Origin of the sequence: Sulfobacillus thermotolerans (assembly GCF_039623705.1) — a bacterium.
In the GTDB taxonomy this organism is placed as follows: domain Bacteria; phylum Bacillota; class Sulfobacillia; order Sulfobacillales; family Sulfobacillaceae; genus Sulfobacillus; species Sulfobacillus thermotolerans.
In genome coordinates, this window is record NZ_CP133983.1 from 1,125,742 (window position 1) to 1,146,294 (window position 20,553).

General features: G+C 52.9%; 22 protein-coding genes. 19 read left to right on the forward strand and 3 right to left on the reverse strand.

Going from position 1 to position 20,553, the window contains the following annotated elements; genetic code table 11:
- The first annotated feature begins 116 nt into the window (after positions 1-116).
- The 8 genes from ORD20_RS05745 to ORD20_RS05780 all read left to right on the forward strand — a co-directional run bounded on the left by ORD20_RS05745 (position 117) and on the right by ORD20_RS05780 (position 6,776).
- On the forward strand, positions 117-569 hold the full coding sequence (locus ORD20_RS05745) for a CoxG family protein (RefSeq protein ID WP_158246375.1): 453 nt from the start codon (positions 117-119) through the stop codon (positions 567-569).
- On the forward strand, positions 532-1,257 hold the full coding sequence (locus tag ORD20_RS05750) for a nucleotidyltransferase family protein (protein WP_103376596.1): 726 nt from the start codon (positions 532-534) through the stop codon (positions 1,255-1,257). Before ORD20_RS05745 ends, ORD20_RS05750 begins: the two co-directional genes overlap by 38 nt.
- Positions 1,254-2,063: an alpha/beta fold hydrolase gene (locus ORD20_RS05755; protein WP_242968633.1), complete on the forward strand. Its 810-nt coding sequence runs from the start codon at positions 1,254-1,256 to the stop codon at positions 2,061-2,063. Before ORD20_RS05750 ends, ORD20_RS05755 begins: the two co-directional genes overlap by 4 nt.
- 120 nt (positions 2,064-2,183) lie before the next feature.
- Positions 2,184-3,095: a sensor histidine kinase gene (locus ORD20_RS05760; RefSeq protein ID WP_103376595.1), complete on the forward strand. Its 912-nt coding sequence runs from the start codon at positions 2,184-2,186 to the stop codon at positions 3,093-3,095.
- Positions 3,064-3,708, forward strand: a complete 645-nt coding sequence (locus ORD20_RS05765) for a response regulator (protein ID WP_242968632.1) — start codon at positions 3,064-3,066, stop codon at positions 3,706-3,708. Before ORD20_RS05760 ends, ORD20_RS05765 begins: the two co-directional genes overlap by 32 nt.
- A gap of 20 nt (positions 3,709-3,728) precedes the next feature.
- A complete protein-coding gene (tatC, locus tag ORD20_RS05770) occupies positions 3,729-4,484 on the forward strand; it encodes a twin-arginine translocase subunit TatC (RefSeq protein WP_103376593.1) in 756 nt (251 codons plus the stop codon).
- On the forward strand, positions 4,481-4,708 hold the full coding sequence (locus ORD20_RS05775; RefSeq protein ID WP_103376592.1) for a FeoA family protein: 228 nt from the start codon (positions 4,481-4,483) through the stop codon (positions 4,706-4,708). The genes tatC and ORD20_RS05775 overlap by 4 nt, the downstream gene beginning before the upstream one ends.
- A 76-nt stretch (positions 4,709-4,784) precedes the next feature.
- Entirely contained in the window at positions 4,785-6,776 is a 1,992-nt protein-coding gene (locus ORD20_RS05780) for a (Fe-S)-binding protein (RefSeq protein ID WP_103376591.1), read from the forward strand.
- Between the two features lie 64 nt (positions 6,777-6,840).
- On the opposite strand, the gene ORD20_RS05785 is transcribed toward ORD20_RS05780, so the two are convergent.
- Entirely contained in the window at positions 6,841-8,073 is a 1,233-nt protein-coding gene (locus ORD20_RS05785; RefSeq protein WP_103376590.1) for an MFS transporter, read from the reverse strand.
- Positions 8,074-8,230: 157 nt separating this feature from the next.
- Positions 8,231-8,587 carry a hypothetical protein gene (locus ORD20_RS05790; protein ID WP_103376589.1) on the reverse strand — a complete coding sequence of 119 codons (357 nt, stop codon included), beginning with the start codon at positions 8,585-8,587 and terminating at the stop codon, positions 8,231-8,233.
- A 57-nt stretch (positions 8,588-8,644) separates the two neighbouring features.
- Here ORD20_RS05790 and feoB point away from each other — a divergent pair, with 57 nt between their 5' ends.
- The 4 genes from feoB to ORD20_RS05810 all read left to right on the forward strand — a co-directional run bounded on the left by feoB (position 8,645) and on the right by ORD20_RS05810 (position 13,427).
- Positions 8,645-10,444 (forward strand): ferrous iron transport protein B, encoded by a 1,800-nt coding sequence (gene feoB / locus ORD20_RS05795; protein ID WP_103376588.1) that lies wholly within the window; start codon positions 8,645-8,647, stop codon positions 10,442-10,444.
- 340 nt (positions 10,445-10,784) lie between these two features.
- Positions 10,785-11,924: an isocitrate dehydrogenase (NADP(+)) gene (gene icd, locus ORD20_RS05800; protein WP_430626594.1), complete on the forward strand. Its 1,140-nt coding sequence runs from the start codon at positions 10,785-10,787 to the stop codon at positions 11,922-11,924.
- A gap of 259 nt (positions 11,925-12,183) precedes the next feature.
- Positions 12,184-13,296, forward strand: coding sequence for an ADP-forming succinate--CoA ligase subunit beta (sucC, locus tag ORD20_RS05805; protein WP_103376585.1), 1,113 nt, complete (start codon positions 12,184-12,186; stop codon positions 13,294-13,296).
- Positions 13,296-13,427: a hypothetical protein gene (locus tag ORD20_RS05810; protein WP_430626595.1), complete on the forward strand. Its 132-nt coding sequence runs from the start codon at positions 13,296-13,298 to the stop codon at positions 13,425-13,427. The genes sucC and ORD20_RS05810 overlap by 1 nt, the downstream gene beginning before the upstream one ends.
- A 133-nt stretch (positions 13,428-13,560) precedes the next feature.
- On the opposite strand, the gene ORD20_RS05815 is transcribed toward ORD20_RS05810, so the two are convergent.
- Positions 13,561-13,920: a helix-turn-helix domain-containing protein gene (locus ORD20_RS05815; RefSeq protein ID WP_103376583.1), complete on the reverse strand. Its 360-nt coding sequence runs from the start codon at positions 13,918-13,920 to the stop codon at positions 13,561-13,563.
- A 185-nt stretch (positions 13,921-14,105) separates the two neighbouring features.
- Between ORD20_RS05815 and ORD20_RS05820 the strand changes: the two genes are divergently transcribed.
- The 7 genes from ORD20_RS05820 (at position 14,106) to selA (ending at position 20,543) form a co-directional block, all read left to right on the forward strand.
- Positions 14,106-14,273 carry a helix-turn-helix domain-containing protein gene (locus tag ORD20_RS05820; protein ID WP_146039104.1) on the forward strand — a complete coding sequence of 56 codons (168 nt, stop codon included), beginning with the start codon at positions 14,106-14,108 and terminating at the stop codon, positions 14,271-14,273.
- A gap of 220 nt (positions 14,274-14,493) precedes the next feature.
- Positions 14,494-15,804 (forward strand): glutamyl-tRNA reductase, encoded by a 1,311-nt coding sequence (gene hemA / locus ORD20_RS05825; protein WP_103376582.1) that lies wholly within the window; start codon positions 14,494-14,496, stop codon positions 15,802-15,804.
- Between the two features lie 18 nt (positions 15,805-15,822).
- Positions 15,823-16,479, forward strand: a complete 657-nt coding sequence (locus ORD20_RS05830) for a hypothetical protein (RefSeq protein ID WP_430626596.1) — start codon at positions 15,823-15,825, stop codon at positions 16,477-16,479.
- A 42-nt stretch (positions 16,480-16,521) separates the two neighbouring features.
- On the forward strand, positions 16,522-17,844 hold the full coding sequence (locus ORD20_RS05835; RefSeq protein WP_103376579.1) for a uroporphyrinogen-III synthase: 1,323 nt from the start codon (positions 16,522-16,524) through the stop codon (positions 17,842-17,844).
- 15 nt (positions 17,845-17,859) lie between these two features.
- A complete protein-coding gene (gene hemB, locus ORD20_RS05840; RefSeq protein WP_103376578.1) occupies positions 17,860-18,834 on the forward strand; it encodes a porphobilinogen synthase in 975 nt (324 codons plus the stop codon).
- Positions 18,835-18,920: 86 nt separating this feature from the next.
- Positions 18,921-19,097 carry a hypothetical protein gene (locus ORD20_RS05845; protein WP_173677119.1) on the forward strand — a complete coding sequence of 59 codons (177 nt, stop codon included), beginning with the start codon at positions 18,921-18,923 and terminating at the stop codon, positions 19,095-19,097.
- A 57-nt stretch (positions 19,098-19,154) separates the two neighbouring features.
- Positions 19,155-20,543, forward strand: a complete 1,389-nt coding sequence (gene selA / locus ORD20_RS05850) for an L-seryl-tRNA(Sec) selenium transferase (RefSeq protein WP_103376577.1) — start codon at positions 19,155-19,157, stop codon at positions 20,541-20,543.
- The last annotated feature ends 10 nt before the right edge of the window (positions 20,544-20,553 follow it).

Below are 20,553 nucleotides of genomic sequence, written 5' to 3' on the forward strand. Positions count from 1 at the left end.
CGTGGGCAAAAACAGGAAACAGCACTAAGTACTACGGTTCATGAATATACCTAAAAGGGCGTCAATAGCGGCCTTGGGGCTTAGATATGCTCTCAGTTGGCTTAAGGGGGATGCGCATGGAGATAGATAACCACAAAGTGATCGACGCGACGGCTGAGACGACGTTTGGGTTGCTGATGGATCCGGCGGTGTTAGTGGAGGCGATGCCGGGGTTAAAACGTATGACACCCGAAGGCGACAACATTTTCCATGTAGAGATGGAGTTAGGGATTCCCGGATTTAAAGGGAAATATGCCGGCACCATGCAGATTGACCAGATTAAGGCTCCGGTTTTCTACCATCTCCATCTTAGTGGGAACGGCCCGGCAGGAACGATCGAGATGGATCTGAGGATTACCTTGACGGCTAGTGGAAATGGACAGCAAACGGATCTACACTATGAGGGAGAAGGACAATTCGGATCTCCTTCATCAGGAGTGGCTCAAAAAGTGCTGTCGGGCGCGTCGAGTGTCATTTTAGGACAATTTTTTAGTGAAATTTCCAAACGTGCTCACAAAATTGATGGGTGAGGTCGATTGGGTCAGCCTCGAACGGAAGGGAAGACCGGTGGCGATGAGCACAACCGAACAGCCCGAGCAGAGACGTAAGCCTCCTGCCCGCGTCGTCGCGGTGCTGTTGGCGGCCGGTCTTTCGTCACGGATGGGGCGCCCTAAATATTTGTTGCCGTGGGGCCGCCGCACGGTGCTAGGCCACATTGTGGAAACCATTCAGGCTGTGGGAATGCCCGTTGTGGTTGTTCATCACCAGGTCTTGCCGAAGGAGCTCGGTGTGGACTATGTCTTTAACCCGGCCCCGGAGCGCGGCTTATCTGGGTCCTTGCGTTTAGGGCTTGAGCGGGTTGCGTACCGGTGGCCCGGCGCCGCGGCGGCGGTGTTTTTAGCGGATCAACCTTTTATTACGGCGGATGATATCGACTTTGTACTCGAAGGGTTTTTATGCAGGGAAAAGACGTGTCATGCTGTGCGTCCCTATTATAATGGGCAAGTGGGGCATCCCGTGCTGCTGGATGCGGAAGCGATGGGATGGACTCGCGATGCACAAGGAGATGCAGGATTGGGCCCCGTGTTAGCGTCGTTGGCTCCAGAATGCCGGCTTCTGCGGACCATCGAGGGGCGTCCTAATCCGGCTATAGATATTGACACCCCAGAGGACTATCGTCTAGCGTTCAAATTATGGAATGGTGGGGACAAGCCATGAGTCTTTGGAAGGAAGGGGTGGACCAGCGTCGTATGCGGACGGCCACAGGATTGACGTATTATGTCTATGGCAAGGGGCATGAAGCGGTGTTGTGCCATCCGAGTCTGGGATTGGGACGCTTTTTATTTCACCGCATGGTCCCCGCCTTGTCACGGGAGTTTGTCATGGTGACATGGGATCCCCGGGGAATTGGAGACCATACCGAATGGCAACCGACCATGTCTGACTGGGTGCATGATGTGGCCGATATTGTCCAAGCGCTTAATATGCCCGTGCATTTGTTGGGGGTGTCATTAGGAACATGGGTGATGGCTCGTGCTGCCGTACAAAATCCGTCCGGTCTGGTACGATCCTTAACGGTTATCGGCGCTACTTTGGGATTTTATGGGCAAGAGGCGGATGTATCGAAGCGACAACAACAGTTGGAGACGAATGGGATGGCGGCATTTGCGCGTGAATATGCACACAATACCCTGACGATGTACGCTTCGGGGGAAATTCAAGAAAACTTAGCCCTTGAGCTGGGCAGTTGTAATGTGCAGCGGTATTTAGAGGCGATGCGCATCATTTACACCGAATCAAACGAACGGATTTATCCGGCCGTGTCTGTGCCGACGCTGGTGATGGTGGGAGCTTTAGATACGCGTACCGATGCCGCTCAGGCCGACGCGGTGTGTCAGTTGCTGCCACAGGGAACGCTTAAGGTGTTGCCTCGTAGTGGGCATTTGGCTTTATTGGACCAGCCTGACCGTGTACACCGGGAATGTCGTTATTTTTGGCAGCATGGCGTGGCTGCGGACGACTAAGGCGCGGGAATAGGTGTTTGGGACTGCTTCCAAGGATCTACCTAGCCCCTTTACCGTTATTTCATGGTATAGGTAAAATATACGAGTCAGGAATAGATGGTGCGGCAAGGAGGAACGAACATGGGCTATGATGACCATAGACGGTATCGCAGGCTAAAACTGCTAACGACTATCGGTCCCACGCTCTTTGTCGCCATAGCGGAGACGGTCCGATTTTATTATTTGCGTCAGATTCTGCCTCCAGCGGGGGTGAGCTTGGTAGCGGTAGCCGTGACCTTAGTGGGGGCGGCGGGTTTTTCGTCCTATGTGTTTGATGTGATTGAAAAAATCGAACGGGAACGGCGGCAATATCAGGATGCGATGTTGTCGTTGCAAGAACGAGAACGCTTGGCACGGGAAATGCATGACGGGTTGGCGCAAAGTCTGGCGGTCATTAATCTCAAGGTCTATCAAGCCAAAACACTGCTCGAGGCTAACCGAACTGACGAGCTAAAGGTAGAACTTGAAGATATTCGCGCCGCTGTCAATAAGTCATATTCTGAAGTTCGGCAATCCCTTTATGACTTGCGTGCGGGAAAGCGCCTAGAAGAGGGGTTTTGGCCAGCCGTGCGGACGTTGGCCAAAGATTTCGAAGAGGGCAGTCATATTGCCGTGGAAGTCACCGCGTTGCCGAACGACGGGGTACCTTGGAGCGATATGGCGTCCGTTCAGATCTTGCGCATTATTCAGGAATCTCTGGCCAATGTTCGCAAGCATGCCCAAGCCCAACATGTGCATATTCGGGCGGAAATGCAACGAGATAGGGTTGAGGTTGTGGTCCAAGATGATGGGAAAGGATTTATTGTGAGTCAGGACCGCCCCACTCATCATTTTGGGCTAGGCATTATGCAAGAACGCGCCCAAACTTTTGGTGGAAAGGTATCGATTCAGTCTGTGCCTGGACAAGGAACGACAGTTACGATATCGTATCAGTTGGATGGTGACAAAGGAGGAGAGCTTGGTGGAAAAGGCAAGAGTTATGCTGGTGGATGATCATGCATTATTTCGGTCCGGTATGGCGTCATTATTGTCCAGCCGTCCCGACCTTGAAGTGGTAGGGCAGGCCGAAACAGGCGAAGAAGCGGTGCGACTGGCCGAAGAATTGATGCCCGATTTGATTTTAATGGACATTAATATGCCGGGTGGCGGGGGCTTGGAAGCCACACGGATTATCAAAGAACAAATGCCGTATGTGAAGATTGTGGTGTTGACGGCTAGCGATGAGAATGATTTATTGTTTGAAGCCGTTAAGGCTGGGGCACAGGGCTACTTACTCAAACATCTAGATCCTGAGCAATTTCTCGAAGAGTTGTCGGCGCAAATTCGGGGTGAGGCATCGATTTCCGGGGATGTGGCGTTGAAAATTATCCGTGCCTTTTCGTCTCATGACGTTGAACGCCAGCAAACCCAGTTGACCACGCGTGAACTCGAAGTATTGAAATTGGTTGGAGAAGGCTTTTCTAACCGAGACATTGCGACCCGGTTGTTTATTTCGGAAAACACGGTTAAGAATCACCTCCGCAACATTTTACAAAAACTGCACTTTGAAAATCGTGTGCAAGCCGCCGCCTATGCGATTCGGCGCGGGTTGGTGGACCCTCATTAGGTTGCGGTAGAGGAGCGGCTATGAACGATAGAGAGATGACGTTAACGGAACACTTAACGGAACTCCGCAACCGACTCTTTGTCATCTTGGGAGCGGTTGCGGTGGTTTTTTTAGTAGGGTTTTTCTTTACGCGTCCCGTCTTGCACTGGATTATTCAGCATACGCCGGTGCATCACGTCATTGTGACGGGCGTCACCGAAGCGTTTTTTGCGCTCATTAAATTAGATTTTGCAATGGCGCTGATTTTGACGTCGCCATTGATTTTGTATGAAGTGGCGTCGTTTATTTTGCCCGGGCTAACGCCTGTGGAGCGTCATGTTGTGGGCGTAGTGGTAGGACCCGGTCTGGTTTTATTTTTGGTAGGCACAGCGGCCGGGTATTTTGTTTTTGTGCCGATTGTCTTGCATGTGATGCTATCCTTTACGGGGCACGGCATCCAACCCATGTGGCGTCTTGGAAGTCTTTTAAGCTTTATTATTGATTTGTCAGTTCCTTTTGGCATCGTGGCCGAATTACCGCTGGTGTCTGGGGTCTTGGCACACTTGGGTCTGGTGCAGCCTATCATGTTTCGGCGCTACCGCCGCTATGCGATTTTATTAGCCTTCTTTATTTCTGCTATTTTAGCGCCCCCTGATGCGTTGTCGATGACATTGATGGCGATTCCCATCTATTTAGTTTACGAGATTTCCGCATTGGTTGCCCGCCTTGCATATAAGGCACCTGCGACCACGGTTGCGGCCACAAGCGGACCTCCTGACGCGGAGGGTACACGGTGACACTCGATGAGGTAAAGCCAGGCCAACAAGTGCTGGTATCGGAGATTTTGTTGCCTGACAGCCGCTTGCAAGCGATTCGCCTGGGCATTGTTCCAGGTCGGGTGCTGACGGTGCACCAGCAATTGCCGAAGGGGCCGGTTATTGTGTTGGTTGGCCCCAGTAAAATTGCGCTCGGACGCGCATTGGCCCAGCATGTTGTCGTCACCCTGATGAAAGATTTTTAAAAGAAATATTTGTATACAACAATAATTAACTAATGGTAGAATGGGACAGAAGACCTCATATGAGGAGGCAACGGCCGTGACGCTTAACCATATTTTCTTTATCGCGCTGGTGGCTTTGGCCCTGTTGTGGTTTGGGTTGTTAGTCCAGGAAAAATTAGCGCTCGTTCACTTAGGACAGGCTGATGACCGCACAGGTCAATCAGGGCAACGATGGGCTGGAGTGATGACAGAAGTTTTTGGTCAACACCGGGTGCTCAAAGAACGTTTCTCGGGCATCATGCATGTCTTGATGTTTTGGGGTTTCTTTGTGGTCTCCGTCGAAACCGCTATTTTTTTCTTGGATGGTCTCTTCCCGGGTTTAGGAGCGCCAGGGGGGATTGCAGGAACGCTCATCGATTCGGCCTTTGATATCGTCGCGGTACTGGTGTTGATTGCCGTCGGCATGGCTGCGTATAAACGGTATGTGGCTCACACACCGCGGTTAGTCCGAAATTGGGATGCGGGTGCCGTGCTGATTTTGATTGCGTTAATTATTTTGGCGCAGCTGAGTATCGAGGGCTTTCAGATGGCGCTGGCACCGCATGGCAGTTATGCGCCTATTGGCAGCGCTTTGGGACGCTGGCTCCGCCACTTTGGCCCCGCTGCTGACGTGATGGGGCTGCACATCTCGATGTGGGTTAATGCCTTGGTTTTGTTGGGATTTCTTGTATATCTGCCGTATTCCAAGCACTTTCACTTAATGGTGGCGCCGTTTAATATTTATTATCGCAATTTAGGACCTAAAGGGCAGTTGCCGGCGTTGAATTTTGAAGATGAGACCCAAGAAAGTTTTGGCATTGGCCAGGTCAATGATTTGACGTGGAAAGATTTGCTTGATACCTATGCGTGTGTACAGTGCGGACGTTGCACCGCGCAGTGTCCAGCCAATCAGACGGGAAAATCCCTGTCCCCCAAAAATATTATCGTCACCCTGCGCCATCAACTCGAAGAAGTCGGTCCGATTTTGCAAAAATCACCGGAAGAACGGTCTGCGGAGGAAATCGCGTGTGTCGAACTGCCGCTTGCCGGTGGTGTTATCGCCCAAGAGGATTTGTGGGCGTGTACGACCTGTGGGGCGTGTGTGCAGGCCTGCCCTGTCTTTGATGAGCATGTCGTGAAAATCGTCGGGATGCGCCGTCATCTCGTGCTGACCCAAGGAGAAATGCCAGCGGAAGCGCAAAATGTTTTTCGTAACATGGAAACGCAGGGTAATCCCTGGGGATTAGGATCCGATCCTCGGCAGCGTTTTGCCCAAGAGATGGGAATTAAGGATGTGAGTAAGGGTGATCGGCCCAAGGTGTTGTACTGGATGGGATGCGCGGCCACATACGACGACCGCGCGCACAAGGTCGCTGAAGCCACGGTTAAGCTGTTGAAAGAGGCAGGTGTGGATGTTGGCGTATTGGGCGCGCTGGAAAAATGTACGGGTGACTCCGCCAGACGGCTTGGAAACGAATATCTCTTCCAATCCCTGGCGGCTGAAAATATTGAGAACTTAAACGCCGTGCATCCGGATCTGATTTTGACGACGTGTCCGCACTGCTTTAATACCATTAAAAACGAATATCCTGAGTTTGGGGGTGAGTATACCGTCAAGCATCATGCGGAATATCTCGCCGAATTGGTCGCGGAGGGCAAACTGGTTCCTCAGGCACAAGAGGCGCAGACCCTGACGTACCATGACTCGTGTTATTTAGGACGATACAATGGTGTTTTTGATGCCCCGCGCGATGTTTTGCAATCGGTGCCCGGTTTGTCCTTGGTAGAAATGGACCGTTCACGGGAGCAAAGTTTCTGCTGTGGAGCGGGAGGCGGGAGAATGTGGCTAGAGGAGAAGCAAGGCCAGCGCATTAACCAAAATCGTGCGCAAGAGGCCGTCGCGACGGGGGCTAGCACGGTGGCCACGGCCTGTCCTTTTTGTTTGACGATGCTGAAAGATGGGGTGCAGTCCTTGGGGGCCGAAGAGGGTGTCAGGGTGCGAGATTTCTCTGAGATTTTAGCGGATGCGGTATTGCCTGTAATCCACTAGAATGATGGCGTCAAGGCCAAGGGCTGGTGCCGCATAAGCCGCGGGACCAGCCCTTGGCCTTTTATTAGGGGCGCACAATCTGAGCGCGTTTGCGCTCGACACTTGTACCGATGGCCAAAAATGTTATCGCGCCACACGCTCTCCAAATGGAGGACAATACCATGGCGCCGTGCATATGCCACTGATGTAGCGCTACAATGCCAAATTCCGGGGCAATAAAAGCGACGGCGCCTAAGGCGACGTTGTACATGACAATATATTGGGTGCGGTAGGCAGGGGGAATATGGGCGAGGAGTTCGGTAAACAGCAGCAAATTCACCCCACTTAAAAACAGGCCACTTTCGAAGTTAACGCCGGTTAAGATCCATAAGTTGCGTGAAAGAACGGTGAGCCACGGAACGGAGGCGAGTCCCAAGGCGGATATTCCCAGTGCCCGCATGCCTCCCTGGCGGCGGGCTAAAGCGCGCCAGCTTGGGAAACTGATGGCTTGAGAGATTAAAGCGGCCACGGTGAACAATCCCAGCCACAAAGCGGTGGCATGAGCCTGGCCGATTTGATACAGGCTGAATAGCGGCCATGACATTTGCCAACCAAAATTAAAGAACGCTGAGAGGACGAGATAGCGAACAAAGACGGGATTCTGCCAAATGGCCCGCCAAGCAATCGGGGGGATGACAGGAGTGGCAGCCGGGGGCCGGACTGGAAGACGGTGGCGTGCGAGCGTGATAACCTCTGCAATGCCCAAGCCAGCTGCCAAGATAAAAAAGGCTTTGAGAAAGAGACTAGTATGACTTCCTCCCCACTGCGTGATAAGCCCCGTCACGAGGCTGACCACTAAAGCGACCAAGGTTGTCACGATACTACGGTAGCTGAAAAAACTTTCCCGGACTAAGGGAGGAATGGCGTGGCCAATAATCGTTTGCCATCCCATAAGGCCCCAAGTCTGCGGGATATTGCCGACCGTGAGGATGAGGACAGCTGCTAGTGCGGCATGGTGAGGCGTTAGCCAGGGGGCTACGGCAATCAATAAATAGGAAAGGCGCGTCGCCAAAAACGAATGGGTCGTCCATGATAGCAAGGTGGGCGTCTTGGGAAGCCGTACCATGAGGACAAGACTAGCGATGAGTGCGGCCAGCGCCGGCAGTGCGCTCGACAAGCCGACCAGCTGAGCGCTGGCATGAAGATAGTCAATTAAAAAAAGAGGAAAAAATGTTGTGACAATGGTGGTGGCCGCCGTAAAGAACGCGCCGTGCCACAATGATAGTCGCATGTTTTTCCGCAGCAACGATGTGCGCATGGTTCGCCCGTCCTAGGTCTCATTCGTATCGCTATTATACAAGCCTTTAAGCCGCAAAGATCAGCGCAAAAAAATTCCGCTTCTCTTTGGAACAAATCCTATATTGTGCCGAACTTATCAGGCATTGGGGTGTGATGGACTTCGCACAGACGTACGGTTATCGTCCGTTTTTTTTTACCGCGGAGGACGGAGCATGATGTGGGGAAATCAAGACAATGGTCATACCGCGGCGCTGAAACGGGGCTTTTGCCAAACGCTTGAGGTGTGATGCGAGATGGGGGGGAGCATCCGGGGCACAAATGACATCACAGACCGCAGCAAAATAACGTCCATCAGAAATGGTACGGGCCATGCCAATGAGGTCCTCTCCCCGCCAGGCGTGTACCACGTAGGCGCTGTTCTGCCAGGCTAAATCGATGCTTTCGGGATCACGCCCTGCCGTGTCTAAACACGTATCCCACAAACGTTTCAATGTCCTTATCGAGACATGGCGATCAAAGCGAAATTCAATCATGGCAGCAGTTCTTCCTTCCATATTTTGGTCATAGTCTGTCCTAGGAGGGACAAACCTATGCCAGGCCGTAAAATTGTTCTCGTGGGCAACCCCAATGTGGGAAAATCTGTGGTGTTTCAAAAACTTACAGGGCGTTATGTGGAAGTTTCCAATTTCCCCGGAAGCACCGTACAAATGTTTGAATCGGTGGTCGGAGACGATCTGGTAGTGGACACGCCTGGGGTCTATGGACTGAGTCGGTGGACGGAAGAAGAGCGAATTACCGTAGAAGCCTTAAAGAACGCCGATCTTGTGGTCAATGTGGTGGATGGGACCCATTTATCGCGCGACTTATTTTTGACCCTGCAACTGCTCGATGCGGGATTTTGTGTCATCGTCGTCGTCAACATGATGGATCAAGTCGCGGCGCAAGGAGGCTTTGTCGACACGGCTCGTCTCGAAGAAGAACTCAAAGTGCCGGTTGTTGGCGTTGCTGCTGTTCAAGGGCGCAATATCGCTGTCTTGAAAAGTCTGCTCGATACACGCTTGGAGCCCCCCGTAATTGACCCCCAGTGGGCCGTGTCTGAAACGTGGCATCTGTCTTCATTGGAGGCGGTCTTGTGGTATGAAGAAGACAAGGAACTGCGGCGTCAAGTGGGCACGGGCCCTGAACCCGGAGAGCGAGAACGGCGCTATATTGAACGCCGTGAGCGGGCAGACCGCATAGCGGCTGCCGTATATCGCCCCGGGCGGGGCACACCCGCTTTGGAGCAATGGCTTGACCGCGTTTTGTTAAGTCCGTGGGGGGGCTTGGCCAGTGCGGGGGTTCTCTCAATTCTGGTGTACTATTTTGTGGGCACGGTTGTGGCAGGAACGGTGGTCAATTTTTTACAAGGTGTCACGATGCAGTGGGTTGTGCCCTTTATAGGACATCTCATTGGGAGTGTCGTGCCCAGGACGTCTTTGCCGTACCGGCTGCTGATGGGCCAATATGGCATTGTTTCGGCGGGCTTGCTCTATATTGTGGCCCTTTTGCTGCCCTTAGTCACAGGCTTTTACCTCCTGCTGGCCTTGCTGGAAGATAGTGGGTACTTGCCGCGGTTAGCGACAGTGCTGGATCGTTGGTTTTTGCGTCTGGGCCTCAATGGTCGTGCGGTCATTCCATTGGTGCTGGGATTTGGATGTGTGACGATGGCAACACTGACGACGCGTGTGTTGGAGACTCAGCGGGAGCGCACGATTGCCACCATTTTGTTAGCGTGGACGATTCCGTGCTCTGCGCAAATGGGCGTCATCATCGGGCTGCTAAGCGGCATTGGATGGCCTTATGCCCTAAGCTATGTGCTGATTATTACGGGATTATTTGTGGCCGTGGGAACGGTCTTAGATCGGTCGTTGCCGGGCCGTCCTACCCCATTACTGTTGGATTTGCCGCGTTTAAGCGTCCCTCAGTTGAGCAATGTTGTCTGGAAAACACAAACAAAAGTCCTAGAGTTTCTTAGGGAGGCGGGACCTTTGTTCTTATGGGGATCCGCAATGGTGGAACTCGGGGACATTTTTGGGTTTTTGCCTTGGTTGGACCGGACTTTGGCCCCCGTGATGCGTTATTGGTTGGGGTTGCCAGCGCAAGCGGTCCAGCCCTTTGTGTTGGGCTTTATTCGCCGGGATTTTGGAGCCGCAGGATTTTATCAGTTAGGGTTGACTCCGCATCAGATTTTGACAGGGGCTGTGACCCTGACGCTATTTGTTCCTTGTATGGCTTCGACCTTGGTCATCTTAAAAGAGCGAGGCTGGATGCAAGGGGCAGCCATTTGGGGTGGATCCATTGCTCTGGCCTTGGTCGTAGGCGGATTGGTCGCGCGCTTTGGACCCATTTAATGGGGAGCGGCATAGGATGAAGATGAGGTGATGAGAATGGCGCCAACGTCTTTAGGATCCTCGTGTCGTCAATGCGGATATCCTCTGTCGCGAGGAGTTGGCCGATGTCCTCGGTGCGGGGCTGCAGCAGTGGTGGAGTGGGGCAGTCCGTGTCAAGTGTGCCGCTTCGAGAAATCTTGTGGGGGGAAGGAATCTCGCCACTTCGGACGGGTGTCGCGGCGTTCGAAATCTGTCAAATCAATTCAAAACAATGAAATTTGTTGAACTTATCAACGATCCTTGAGTCCCTCGCCAAATTTGTGCGATCATAAGAGAGCAATCGAGGAAGGGGAGAGGGCCAATGGAACAAGGTCATGCCATTGTGTATCACAATGGGAAAATTATGGTGCCCAACGATCCCATCATCCCGTATATCGAGGGAGATGGCATTGGGCCAGATATTTGGCGCGCCACGGTGCGGGTGGTTGATGCCGCTGTTAAAGCCAGTTATCAAGGCCAGAGACAAATCCACTGGGTGGAAGTCCTAGCGGGCGAGAAAGCCCATACGCAAGTGGGAGAATGGTTGCCTGCCAAAACGTTGGACATGTTCCGCGAATACAAAGTGGGGATTAAAGGACCGCTGACGACTCCCGTTGGCGGAGGCATTCGCAGTTTAAATGTCACATTGCGTCAAGAACTTGACTTATACGCCTGTGTTCGACCCGTCCGTTATGTGCCCGGAGTTCCGTCGCCGGTGGTGCACCCTGAATGGGTCGATATGGTCATTTTTCGCGAAAATACGGAAGATGTCTATGCCGGTGTGGAATGGCCAGCGGGCTCCGAAGAAGCCCAAAAGATTATCGCGTTTATCAACAAGGAAACTTCGAAACATATTGATGAATTAGCGGGTATTGGCATTAAGCCCATTACGCGCTTTGGCAGTGAACGCCTCATACGCAGTGCGATTCAATATGCGATTGAGCACCACCGCCGTTCCGTGACGTTGATGCATAAAGGGAATATTATGAAGTTCACAGAAGGAGCATTTCGTGACTATGGGTATCAACTCGCTGCGCGCGAGTTCCCTGATATCGTAATTACCGAAGATGTCCTCTACAGCGAGTACGGCGGCAAGCAGCCCGAGGGGAAGATTGTGCTGAAGGACCGCATCGCCGATATTACTTTTCAGCAAGTCTTGCTCAGGCCTAAGGAATTTGACGTTATTGCGACCCCCAACCTCAATGGCGATTATCTGTCTGACGGGTTGGCGGCGCAAGTGGGCGGTGTAGGCATGGCACCGGGAAACAATATGTCTGATGAAATTGCTGTGTTCGAGGCCACTCACGGGACAGCCCCGAAATATGCCAACTTGGACAAAGTCAATCCGGGCTCACTTATTTTGTCGGCAGTGATGATGCTGCAGCATTTGCATTGGGATGAAGCGGCGGATTTGATCGTCCGGGGGCTCGAGGAGACAATTCAAGCGAAGACGGTGACCTAATTTGTGAGCGATGCCTCCTATCCAAGGGGGACTATGAGGATGGGGCGTGGCGAACAAGCACAAAGGCTTGACTTCCCGCGCCCCACTCGTGACAGAACCCTTACGCCCACGAGGTGGGGAGCGTTCCCATTGACCTTGTGATATTCCTTACGTCTAGGTCATCAATTTTTGTCTAGTTGAGATCCCAAGGATGTCAGGGTAGGGCATTGTGGTTAGTGAAAGTCAAAAGAGAACACATGGGATAAAAGGAGGGTGCCGCGTGAAGCAATATGAATATCTAGCCAAAGGCACATTAAAAGCCTACGGCATACCTATTCCCCCGGGTCAGCTTGTTCGTACTCCTGAGGACGGGGCGGAGGCGGTGGCAACCATTGGGCCGGCTGCTTTGAAGGCGCAGGTCTTAGTGGGAGGCCGGGGCAAAGCAGGGGGCATTCGCTTTGCCCAAACTCCTGAAGAAGGACGTCGTGTGGCCCAGGACATGTTGGGGATGGACCTTAAGGGGTATACCGTCGAACTGCTGTACGCAGAAAGCAAGCTGGCGATTGAGCGGGAGCTGTATATTTCCGTGACAACCGATCGCAATGCCAAAAAACCCCTGGTCATGGCCTCTTTAGCGGGTGGGATGGAAATTGAAGATGTGGCCGACGACCAGATTGTGAAAGCTTATGTGGATCCCGCGGTTGGCGTCTTGCCATACTTTGGGAGAGAAGTAGCTGCCGCGTTAGGATTGGAGGGCACCATTTTTAAAGAGTTTGCCGACTTGGTGGTCAAGCTCTATCAGATTTACCGCGAGAAGGACGCCGAATTAGTGGAAATCAATCCGCTTGCGGTTGTGGATGGGCACTTAGTGGCGGCCGATGCCCGCTTGAACTTGGATGACAGTGCGCTCTATCGCCACAAAGATGTGACGGTGGTTGACGAGGGATCAGCATTGGAGCGCAAAGTGCATGAAATTGGCCTAGCCTATGTCGAGCTCGATGGCGATATTGCCGTCATGGCCAATGGCGCCGGTATGGCCATGGCCACGTTAGACGCTATTCAACATTTTGGCGGAAGGCCAGCAAACTTTTTGGATGCGGGGGGAGGAGCTTCAGTAGGTCCTACAGCAGAAGCGCTCGGGGTGTTAGTCTCGATGCATCCCAAAGCCATTTTGGTCAATATCTTTGGGGGCATTACCCGGTGTGATGATGTGGCTTCCGCAATTTTGCAAGTGAAACAAACCACGGGGATTCCCGTACCATTGGTCGTGCGCTTAGTGGGGACCAATGAAAAAGAAGGGGTGGCCCTCTTGAAAGCAGCGGGTATCGAAGCGTATTCGGAAATGGCTGAAGCCGCGGAACAAGCGGTGCGCCTCGCAAAGGAGGCGATGTAATGTCTATTTTGCTCACGCAGGACACGCGCATTATTGTCCAAGGCATTACAGGGAATCAAGGACGATTTCATACGCGCCAAATGCTCGCCTTTGGCTCCCGAACGCATGGGCCATGCAGGGGCTATCATTGAGCGTGGACGCGGCACTTTGGAGAGCAAAGAGCAAGCGCTGCGCGCGCATGGTGCGGAAGTGGTGACGATGCCATGGCAAGTCGCGGAGGCCGTCCGTTCCGTAATGTCGTAACGGCTTGACAGGATATCCCTATTAAGACGAGTGGCCTTGTTTTCTTCGGGCCACTTTGTTTTGTATAAGGGCCCGGACATCGGCCCAATCATCCTCTGACAAGGTGGCGAGTGCTTCGGCCCATTCGTCCGGCTGTATCCCGTAGGGAGCGGATTCTTCTTGTAAATGCGGCGTGAGGTAGCCGGCTTGTTGCATTAATTGTTCATAGGGTAAGTCGAGGGCATCGGCTAAACGACCTAAAATAGCGGGGCGGGGAGGTTCCCTGAGTCCACGTTCGACGCGCGAGAGGTACGAAGGGCTGGTGCGGCTCAGACGAGCCAGTTCCACCAAGGATAGATGGCAGGCTTGTCGCCTGGATCGTAGAAAATGCCCAAAACGCATCACCAGCCCTCCTTTGTCCGTACGGTATCATCCCTATCCTACTCAATTCGTTGCCTGTAGGCAACTCCCGTGCTGCCTAAGAAAATTGCCAAAATAGCAAATCTGGGCTATGATTTTGCCAAAAAGGTAAAAGAGGGATTGTCATGGCTACGTTAACAGTAAATATACCGGCAATGAGGAATTATATGGAACAACGAGGATGGTCCGAACGTGACCTGGCGGCCCATATGGATTTAGCGTATTCTTATGTGAATCGGGTACTGGGAGGCAAAAGGCAGCCAGGAGCCAAATTTATAGCCGGCGTGCTGCTCTTAGGGATGACGCTTGAAGAAGCTTTTATTTTACAACGATAGCCCTAGGTCGCGATGATGAGTGGCCTAAAAGGCTATGGCGAACACTTGGTTGCCGTATCTAGTATAGTGAATGCTTAATGTTGTTTAATTTCGGTTAAACTTCCTTTGATTTTTTAATATTGGATGCGTTCATAGCCGATGAACGTGTTATGATGAGAGAAATAGTGATCGGCACATAGGTTTGCCAGAATACGGTCACGCTAGATTTGAGGTGGCTTGGATGCAGATACAGGTTGTCGGAATTAATCACAAAACTGCATCGCTAAAGATACGCGCTCGGGTGGGGCTCACGCCGGAGTTAATTGCTGATGCATATCAGCGACTCGGTGAGTTGCATGGTAATCAAGGCGTGGTCATTTTGTCGACGTGCAATCGCACAGAAATATATGTCGCCGGAAATGTGTCTTATGCCGCAATGGTGAAATGGTGGGCGAAGATTGTTGGCGTCGATCAGAGTGAATTTGTCGATGCAGTGTTTTGGTATGCAGATGACCGGGCATTCGATCATCTCTTTCGGGTGGCAGCGGGGCTGGATTCAATGGTTTTGGGCGAAACACAAATCCTGGGGCAGGTCAAAGCGGCTTATGAGGTATCGCAGCGCTATGGTGCGGCCAAAGCCCTGCACCGTCTATTTCGCTATACCCTGACCGTCGGTAAAAGAGCCCATGCCGAAACGGGCATTAGTCATAATGCGCTGTCGATGGGGCATGCCGTGGTGGAATTGGCACGCAAGGTGTTTGAGGATATTCATAAGACGCATGCCCTGGTGATTGGTTCGGGTGAAATGGGAACGCTGGTGGGCCGTCATTTAACATCAGCGGGTGTGGGCAGGTTGACGCTGGTCAATCGTACGGTTGCCAAGGCGCAAGAATTAGCAGAGGAATTGGGCGCCGACTATGCGGATATGGCAGCTCTCCCACAACTATTGCGTGGAGCGGATATTGTTGTTACGGCCACGAATGCGTCGGGGTTTTTACTTGACGAAACCATGGTACGCACGGCAATTCGGGGAAACACCCAGAAGTTGCGGTTTCTCTTTGACTTATCTGTGCCTCGCAATATCGACCCGGCCATTGCTAAATTAGGGGCGGGAATCTTTTTGTATGATGTCGATGATGTGGAGGCGGTTGTGCAAGCAAATTTGGCACAACGGCAAAAAGAAGCCGTGAAAGTCGAGCGCATTATCCAGGAGGAGATCCGTTCTTTGAAAGAAGAATTGGCGGCATCGGAAGTGGGGCCCGTTATTCGCCAGCTGCGTTCCAAGGCCGATGCCATTCGCACGGCTGAGTTGGAGAAGGCTATGAACCGTTTGCCGCACTTGTCTGCTGAGGAAAAGGCCGTTGTGGCTGATACGACACGGCTTATCCTCAATAAGTTTCTTAATGATGCTATGGTGACTATGCGCTCCTGGGCAGCCGAAGGGGACAAGCAAAATCATATTGATGCCGTGCGCGAACTGTTTAAGCTGACGGAGTCCAACGAGCCCTCCACTGTCCCGATGCAAGGTGTGGCGCTCGAACCAGAGCGGTAAACTAGGGCGGGGATACCGGTGGAAGCGCTGTTAGCCGTAACCTTTTTAGGATACATGATAGCAGCGGCCGCATTTGTGGCCGCTTTATATGATGCCCAGTGGAAACGCTGGGCTTTTTCGAGTTTAGCTGTGGGCTGGGGGGCACAGACCGCATGGCTGGTCCGTGAGGGTTTTCAACGGGGGCTATGGCCTATCACCACGATGTATGACTGGACAGCCGGATTCGTTTGGCTGTCCATTGTGGCATTTGTCTTCTATCAACGGCTTCGTCCCACATGGCCGCTTGGGGGATTTTTAATGCCTGTGGTGGTTGTGGTATGGTTGGGAGGGCAGGTGCTACCGAGAACGCCCGGCACGTCCACGGTTCTTGTATCCTCCATCGCCTCCATGGCGGCATACGTGGCCTTTTTAATTGCCGCAGTGTTTAGTGTCATGTATTTTGAAAAAGAGCGGGAGCTTAAATGGAAGAAAGTTCGCGTCTTCTATTATCAATTGCCTTCCCTCGACGTGATGGATATGGTCATTTTGGCGCCTATGCCGAACTTGTGGATTCGCATGTCCTGCGGATGCGTGCAAAAGTGGGTGATCTTCAAGGCGAACATATTCTTGTTGCTGATGTTCAGGGCGATGTGGCTGACCCGGAACGGATTGGGCGCGAAGCAGGACAGCGTCTGATAGAACAAGGTGCCTTAAAATTGCTCTAGAGGGGGGTGTGTGGTGGCTAGGGTATATTTTATCGGGGCGGGCCCAGCTGGCGTGCGGTGGATAACCCAACAAGGCTGGGATATCCTTGCGCGCGTGGATGTGGCATTAGTTACGGATCAAGCAGTGCCGGAAGGCGAGTGGCCGTGGCCAGCACAGGCAGAACATATCACAGCGGATGAGGTCATCTCTCGTTTAAAGCACTGGACGGACCAGGACCGGACGGTGGCGGTTCTGGTGCCCGAATCTCCTGCTCACCATCCCTTGTTGCCGACATGGGTGACTTTGGTGCAAGAGCGCAGGCAATTGGGGGCGGTTGTGCCAGGGATTTGGCGCATGACGGCCGTGTTGGATACCGAAGGCTTTACCCTCGCGAAACCGCTTGAAGCGGTGGAGCCTGCGCAACACCTGCAGATAGCGACGTATACCCTTTCAGCTGACACGACAACTTGGGCATATAGGGCGCCTGGGCAATGGAGGCAGATAGGCAATGACGAAATGGATTTTAAGGCCTGGTTGACTGTCAAAACCCCCGCGTCTGTTGCTCCTTCATTGTGGTTTTCCCGCAGGCCCCTAGCGGGTCGTACCGTCATGCTCTTAAGGGCCGGCCGCGCGGCGGCTCGGGCCCGCGAACGACTTGAGGAGTATGGCGCTACGGTCTTACTCGCACCGGTGTCGGCTGTTACCGATCCCGTATCATGGGAAGCGGTGGACGAAGCAATCACGCATTTAGAACGGTTTGACTGGGTCATTTTTACCAGTCAAGAGGCCGTCTCGCGCTTCTTTTCCGCGATGCGGCGCTTGCGCCTGGACATTCGTAAGTTGTCTGCGCAAATTGCTGTAGTCGGACCGCAGACTGCGGCTGCGGTTCAAGACTACGGCATTTACCCTAGTCTTATGCCTGATGAAGAATATAGTCAGGAGGGACTGGCGGAGCGCTTGGCGTCTTTACCGTTGTTGGGCAAAGGCATTTTGCTTCCGGGCGGCAACCTCAATCGCTCTTATCTCAAGGACTTTCTTATGCAGCAGGGCGCATTGGTCACGTCTATCGCCCTCTATCAAAATCTCCTAGTGCCCTTAAGCCCTGCAGTGGCTAAGCGGGTAGCTGCTCACGACATCGACGCTGTGTTTTATACGGCATCGTCGGCGGTTGAGCATTTATGGGAACCGCATCCCGAATTGCGCGAGGCGTTGCGGCAAACGCAAGCCGTGAGTATCGGCCCCTTAACAACAAGGACACTACATCACTATGTCGTGGGGGAAATCTTGGAGGCCGAGACATCCTCTATGGAAGCCATGGTTGAGGCGTTGGTGCGGCATTATCAAACTCATCGTTAAGGAGTGATTTCCATTATGTTTCCGATAGAACGTCCGAGACGTCTTCGTCAAACTGAAGGGCTAAGGGCATTGGTGCGTGAAACACGCGTGGCCGTCGAACAATTAATTTATCCGGTTTTTGTTCGCCCCGGGCAAGGACTTCAAGAACCCATTAGCTCGATGCCAGGGATTTATCAGTGGTCGGTAGATACCTTATGTGCTCATCTTGAAGAGGTCTATGCATTAGGTGTGCATGCTTTTCTCTTCTTCGGCATTCCCAGCCATAAGGATGCGCAAGGATCCGAAGCCTATAGTCCTGATGGGATTGTCCAGCGTGCGCTGCAGGCGGTTCACGAACGGCTTCCCGACGCGACCTTGATTGCCGATTTGTGTTTATGTGAATATACGGACCATGGTCATTGTGGCCTATTGCATGGAGAGATTGTGGACAATGACGCGACGATTGATGTCTTAGCTCGTACGGCTGTCGTCCAAGCGCGGGCCGGGGCCACGGTGGTAGCGCCTTCGGATATGATGGATGGGCGGGTGGGCGCTATACGTCGCGCCTTGGACGCTGCTGGCTTTGAACAGGTGCCGATTATGTCTTATGCGGCCAAATATGCGTCGGGTTTTTACGGGCCCTTTCGCGAAGCCGCAGAGAATACCCCGACCTTTGGTGATCGGCGGGCTTACCAAATGGACCCGGCCAATCGCCAAGAGGCCTTAAAAGAGGTGTTGCTGGATTTAGAAGAAGGGGCGGACATGGTCATTGTGAAGCCGGCGATGCCGTATTTGGATGTGCTGTCTGATGTCAAAAAAGCGGTCAGAGTGCCAGTGGCGGCTTACCAAGTGTCGGGAGAATTTGCCATGATCAAGGCGGCCGGACAATTGGGATGGCTGGAAGAACGTCGCGTGATTGAAGAATCATTAGTGAGCATCAAACGCGCGGGCGCTGACATGATTATCACCTACTTCGCGCCTGATATGGCCCGCTGGGCGCAAGAGCGTTAGGGGGAAGAGGGGCGCACAGGGTACAATAGAAGAGGGGACTGGGTTTTCTGTTAACCCTGCTGAATAGAGGAGAGGAGGCGTTATGAATGGAGTTCGCATCTCAACGCAAACCCGGTAAGGTGCGTAATGAGGCCGTGTTTCTCTATGACATGAATGCTGACGACCTATTCGAGTCTCAAGGCTACCTAGTGATAGATTCGTCACTGGGTATGATCACTTCGCCGGTTCCTCCAGTCTCCCCAGAGCACCAGAAGATGCATTAAAACCGCAAAGACAAGGCCGCCTTGTGGCGGCCTTGCGTAGGAGTGTGGCCGGACAATATGCAAGACCCAGATATTCGCAGACAAATTCCTGCAGCGCAAAAAATATGGCAAGCCATGCCAAACCCTTTGCCTGTGTCCCGTTATTGGGTCCGGCGGGCGATGGACGTGGTACTGGACGAGTTACGACAAGAGGCGGTACAAGGACAGTTGCCGCCGCCCGTGCCCATAATTGTTCAAAACATTTTGCATAAGGCCGAAGAGTGGGCCATTCCGCACCTCAAACCGGTGATTAATGCTACAGGGGTCCTTATCCATACGAATTTAGGGCGTTCTCCGTTACCGGTTGAGATTATGGAGATGGTAAAGGACGTTGCGACCCAATATTCGACCTTGGAATATGAAGTGGAAGCCGGGCGCCGGGGCTCGCGCCATGATCATGTGGCAGGGGTTTTGGCGGACCTGGTAGGCGGCGAGGCCGCGATGGTGGTCAATAATAATGCGGCTGCCGTTTTGATGGCGTTGTCGGCATTGGCTCGGGGCCAAGAAGTGGTGGTGTCCCGGGGAGAATTGGTGGAAATTGGCGGTTCTTTTCGCATTCCCGAGGTGATGGCCTTGTCGGGTGCGATTTTGCGCGAAGTGGGGGCGACGAATAAGACGCATGCGCGCGATTATATTGGCGCGATTAACACCAACACGGGCATGCTGCTTAAGGTCCATCAGTCAAATTTTCGTGTGATTGGATTTACCCAAGGGTTATCCACGGCTGATCTTGTTCGCATTGGTCGTGAATATGGGATTGTGGTGATGGAAGATCTAGGAAGTGGCGTGATTGATCCGCTGCGGCTGGAGGATGTGGTCGAGCCTAGCGTCAAAGAGGTTGTGGGCGCTGGAGTTGATATCGTCACCTTTTCGGGCGATAAGCTGCTTGGGGGACCGCAGGCCGGCATTATTGTGGGGAAGGCGGCGATTATTGACCGGCTGAAAAAATATCCGTTGGCTCGGGCCGTTCGGGTCGATAAAATGACGTTGAGCGCTTTAGAGGGGACCATTCGGTGGTATTTGGAAGGGCGCGCTGTAGAGTTGCCACTGTGGCACATGATGACCCAAACGGTGGATACCCTTCAGCAACGTGCCACGGCCGTGGCGCAGGTGCTTCGCCAGCGCGTAAGCGGCCCTGTGGACATTGATACCGCTCCCGATTTTTCCCAAATTGGAGGAGGGTCTATGCCTGGGACCCATATTCCCTCGGTTGTTGTCCGGGTGACGCCGCAAGACGGCAGCGTGGTACCGCGTTTCGAACAACGCCTAAGATACGCCCGGATGCCGGTGATTGCACGCATTAGTCATGGTTCGGTAATTTTTGATCTGCGCACAATTTTCCCTAGTCAAGAATCTTTGTTGATTGATACTATAGTGATGGCTCTGGAAGAGGCGCTCTTTACCTGATACTCAAGAG

Bases quoted from the DNA above. Each gene is read 5' to 3' on its own strand.
- icd (WP_430626594.1), top strand. From the start codon at position 10,785: ATGGAACAAGGTCATGCCATTGTGTATCACAATGGGAAAATTATGGTG.
- ORD20_RS05760 (WP_103376595.1), top strand. From the start codon at position 2,184: ATGGGCTATGATGACCATAGACGGTATCGCAGGCTAAAACTGCTAACG.
- tatC (WP_103376593.1), top strand. From the start codon at position 3,729: ATGAACGATAGAGAGATGACGTTAACGGAACACTTAACGGAACTCCGC.
- ORD20_RS05820 (WP_146039104.1), top strand. From the start codon at position 14,106: ATGGAACAACGAGGATGGTCCGAACGTGACCTGGCGGCCCATATGGAT.
- feoB (WP_103376588.1), top strand. From the start codon at position 8,645: ATGCCAGGCCGTAAAATTGTTCTCGTGGGCAACCCCAATGTGGGAAAA.
- selA (WP_103376577.1), top strand. From the start codon at position 19,155: ATGCAAGACCCAGATATTCGCAGACAAATTCCTGCAGCGCAAAAAATA.
- ORD20_RS05845 (WP_173677119.1), top strand. From the start codon at position 18,921: ATGGAGTTCGCATCTCAACGCAAACCCGGTAAGGTGCGTAATGAGGCC.
- ORD20_RS05810 (WP_430626595.1), top strand. From the start codon at position 13,296: ATGTCTATTTTGCTCACGCAGGACACGCGCATTATTGTCCAAGGCATT.
- ORD20_RS05785 (WP_103376590.1), bottom strand. From the start codon at position 8,073: ATGCGCACATCGTTGCTGCGGAAAAACATGCGACTATCATTGTGGCAC.
- hemA (WP_103376582.1), top strand. From the start codon at position 14,494: ATGCAGATACAGGTTGTCGGAATTAATCACAAAACTGCATCGCTAAAG.
- hemB (WP_103376578.1), top strand. From the start codon at position 17,860: ATGTTTCCGATAGAACGTCCGAGACGTCTTCGTCAAACTGAAGGGCTA.
- ORD20_RS05790 (WP_103376589.1), bottom strand. From the start codon at position 8,587: ATGATTGAATTTCGCTTTGATCGCCATGTCTCGATAAGGACATTGAAA.
- ORD20_RS05745 (WP_158246375.1), top strand. From the start codon at position 117: ATGGAGATAGATAACCACAAAGTGATCGACGCGACGGCTGAGACGACG.
- ORD20_RS05755 (WP_242968633.1), top strand. From the start codon at position 1,254: ATGAGTCTTTGGAAGGAAGGGGTGGACCAGCGTCGTATGCGGACGGCC.
- ORD20_RS05815 (WP_103376583.1), bottom strand. From the start codon at position 13,920: ATGCGTTTTGGGCATTTTCTACGATCCAGGCGACAAGCCTGCCATCTA.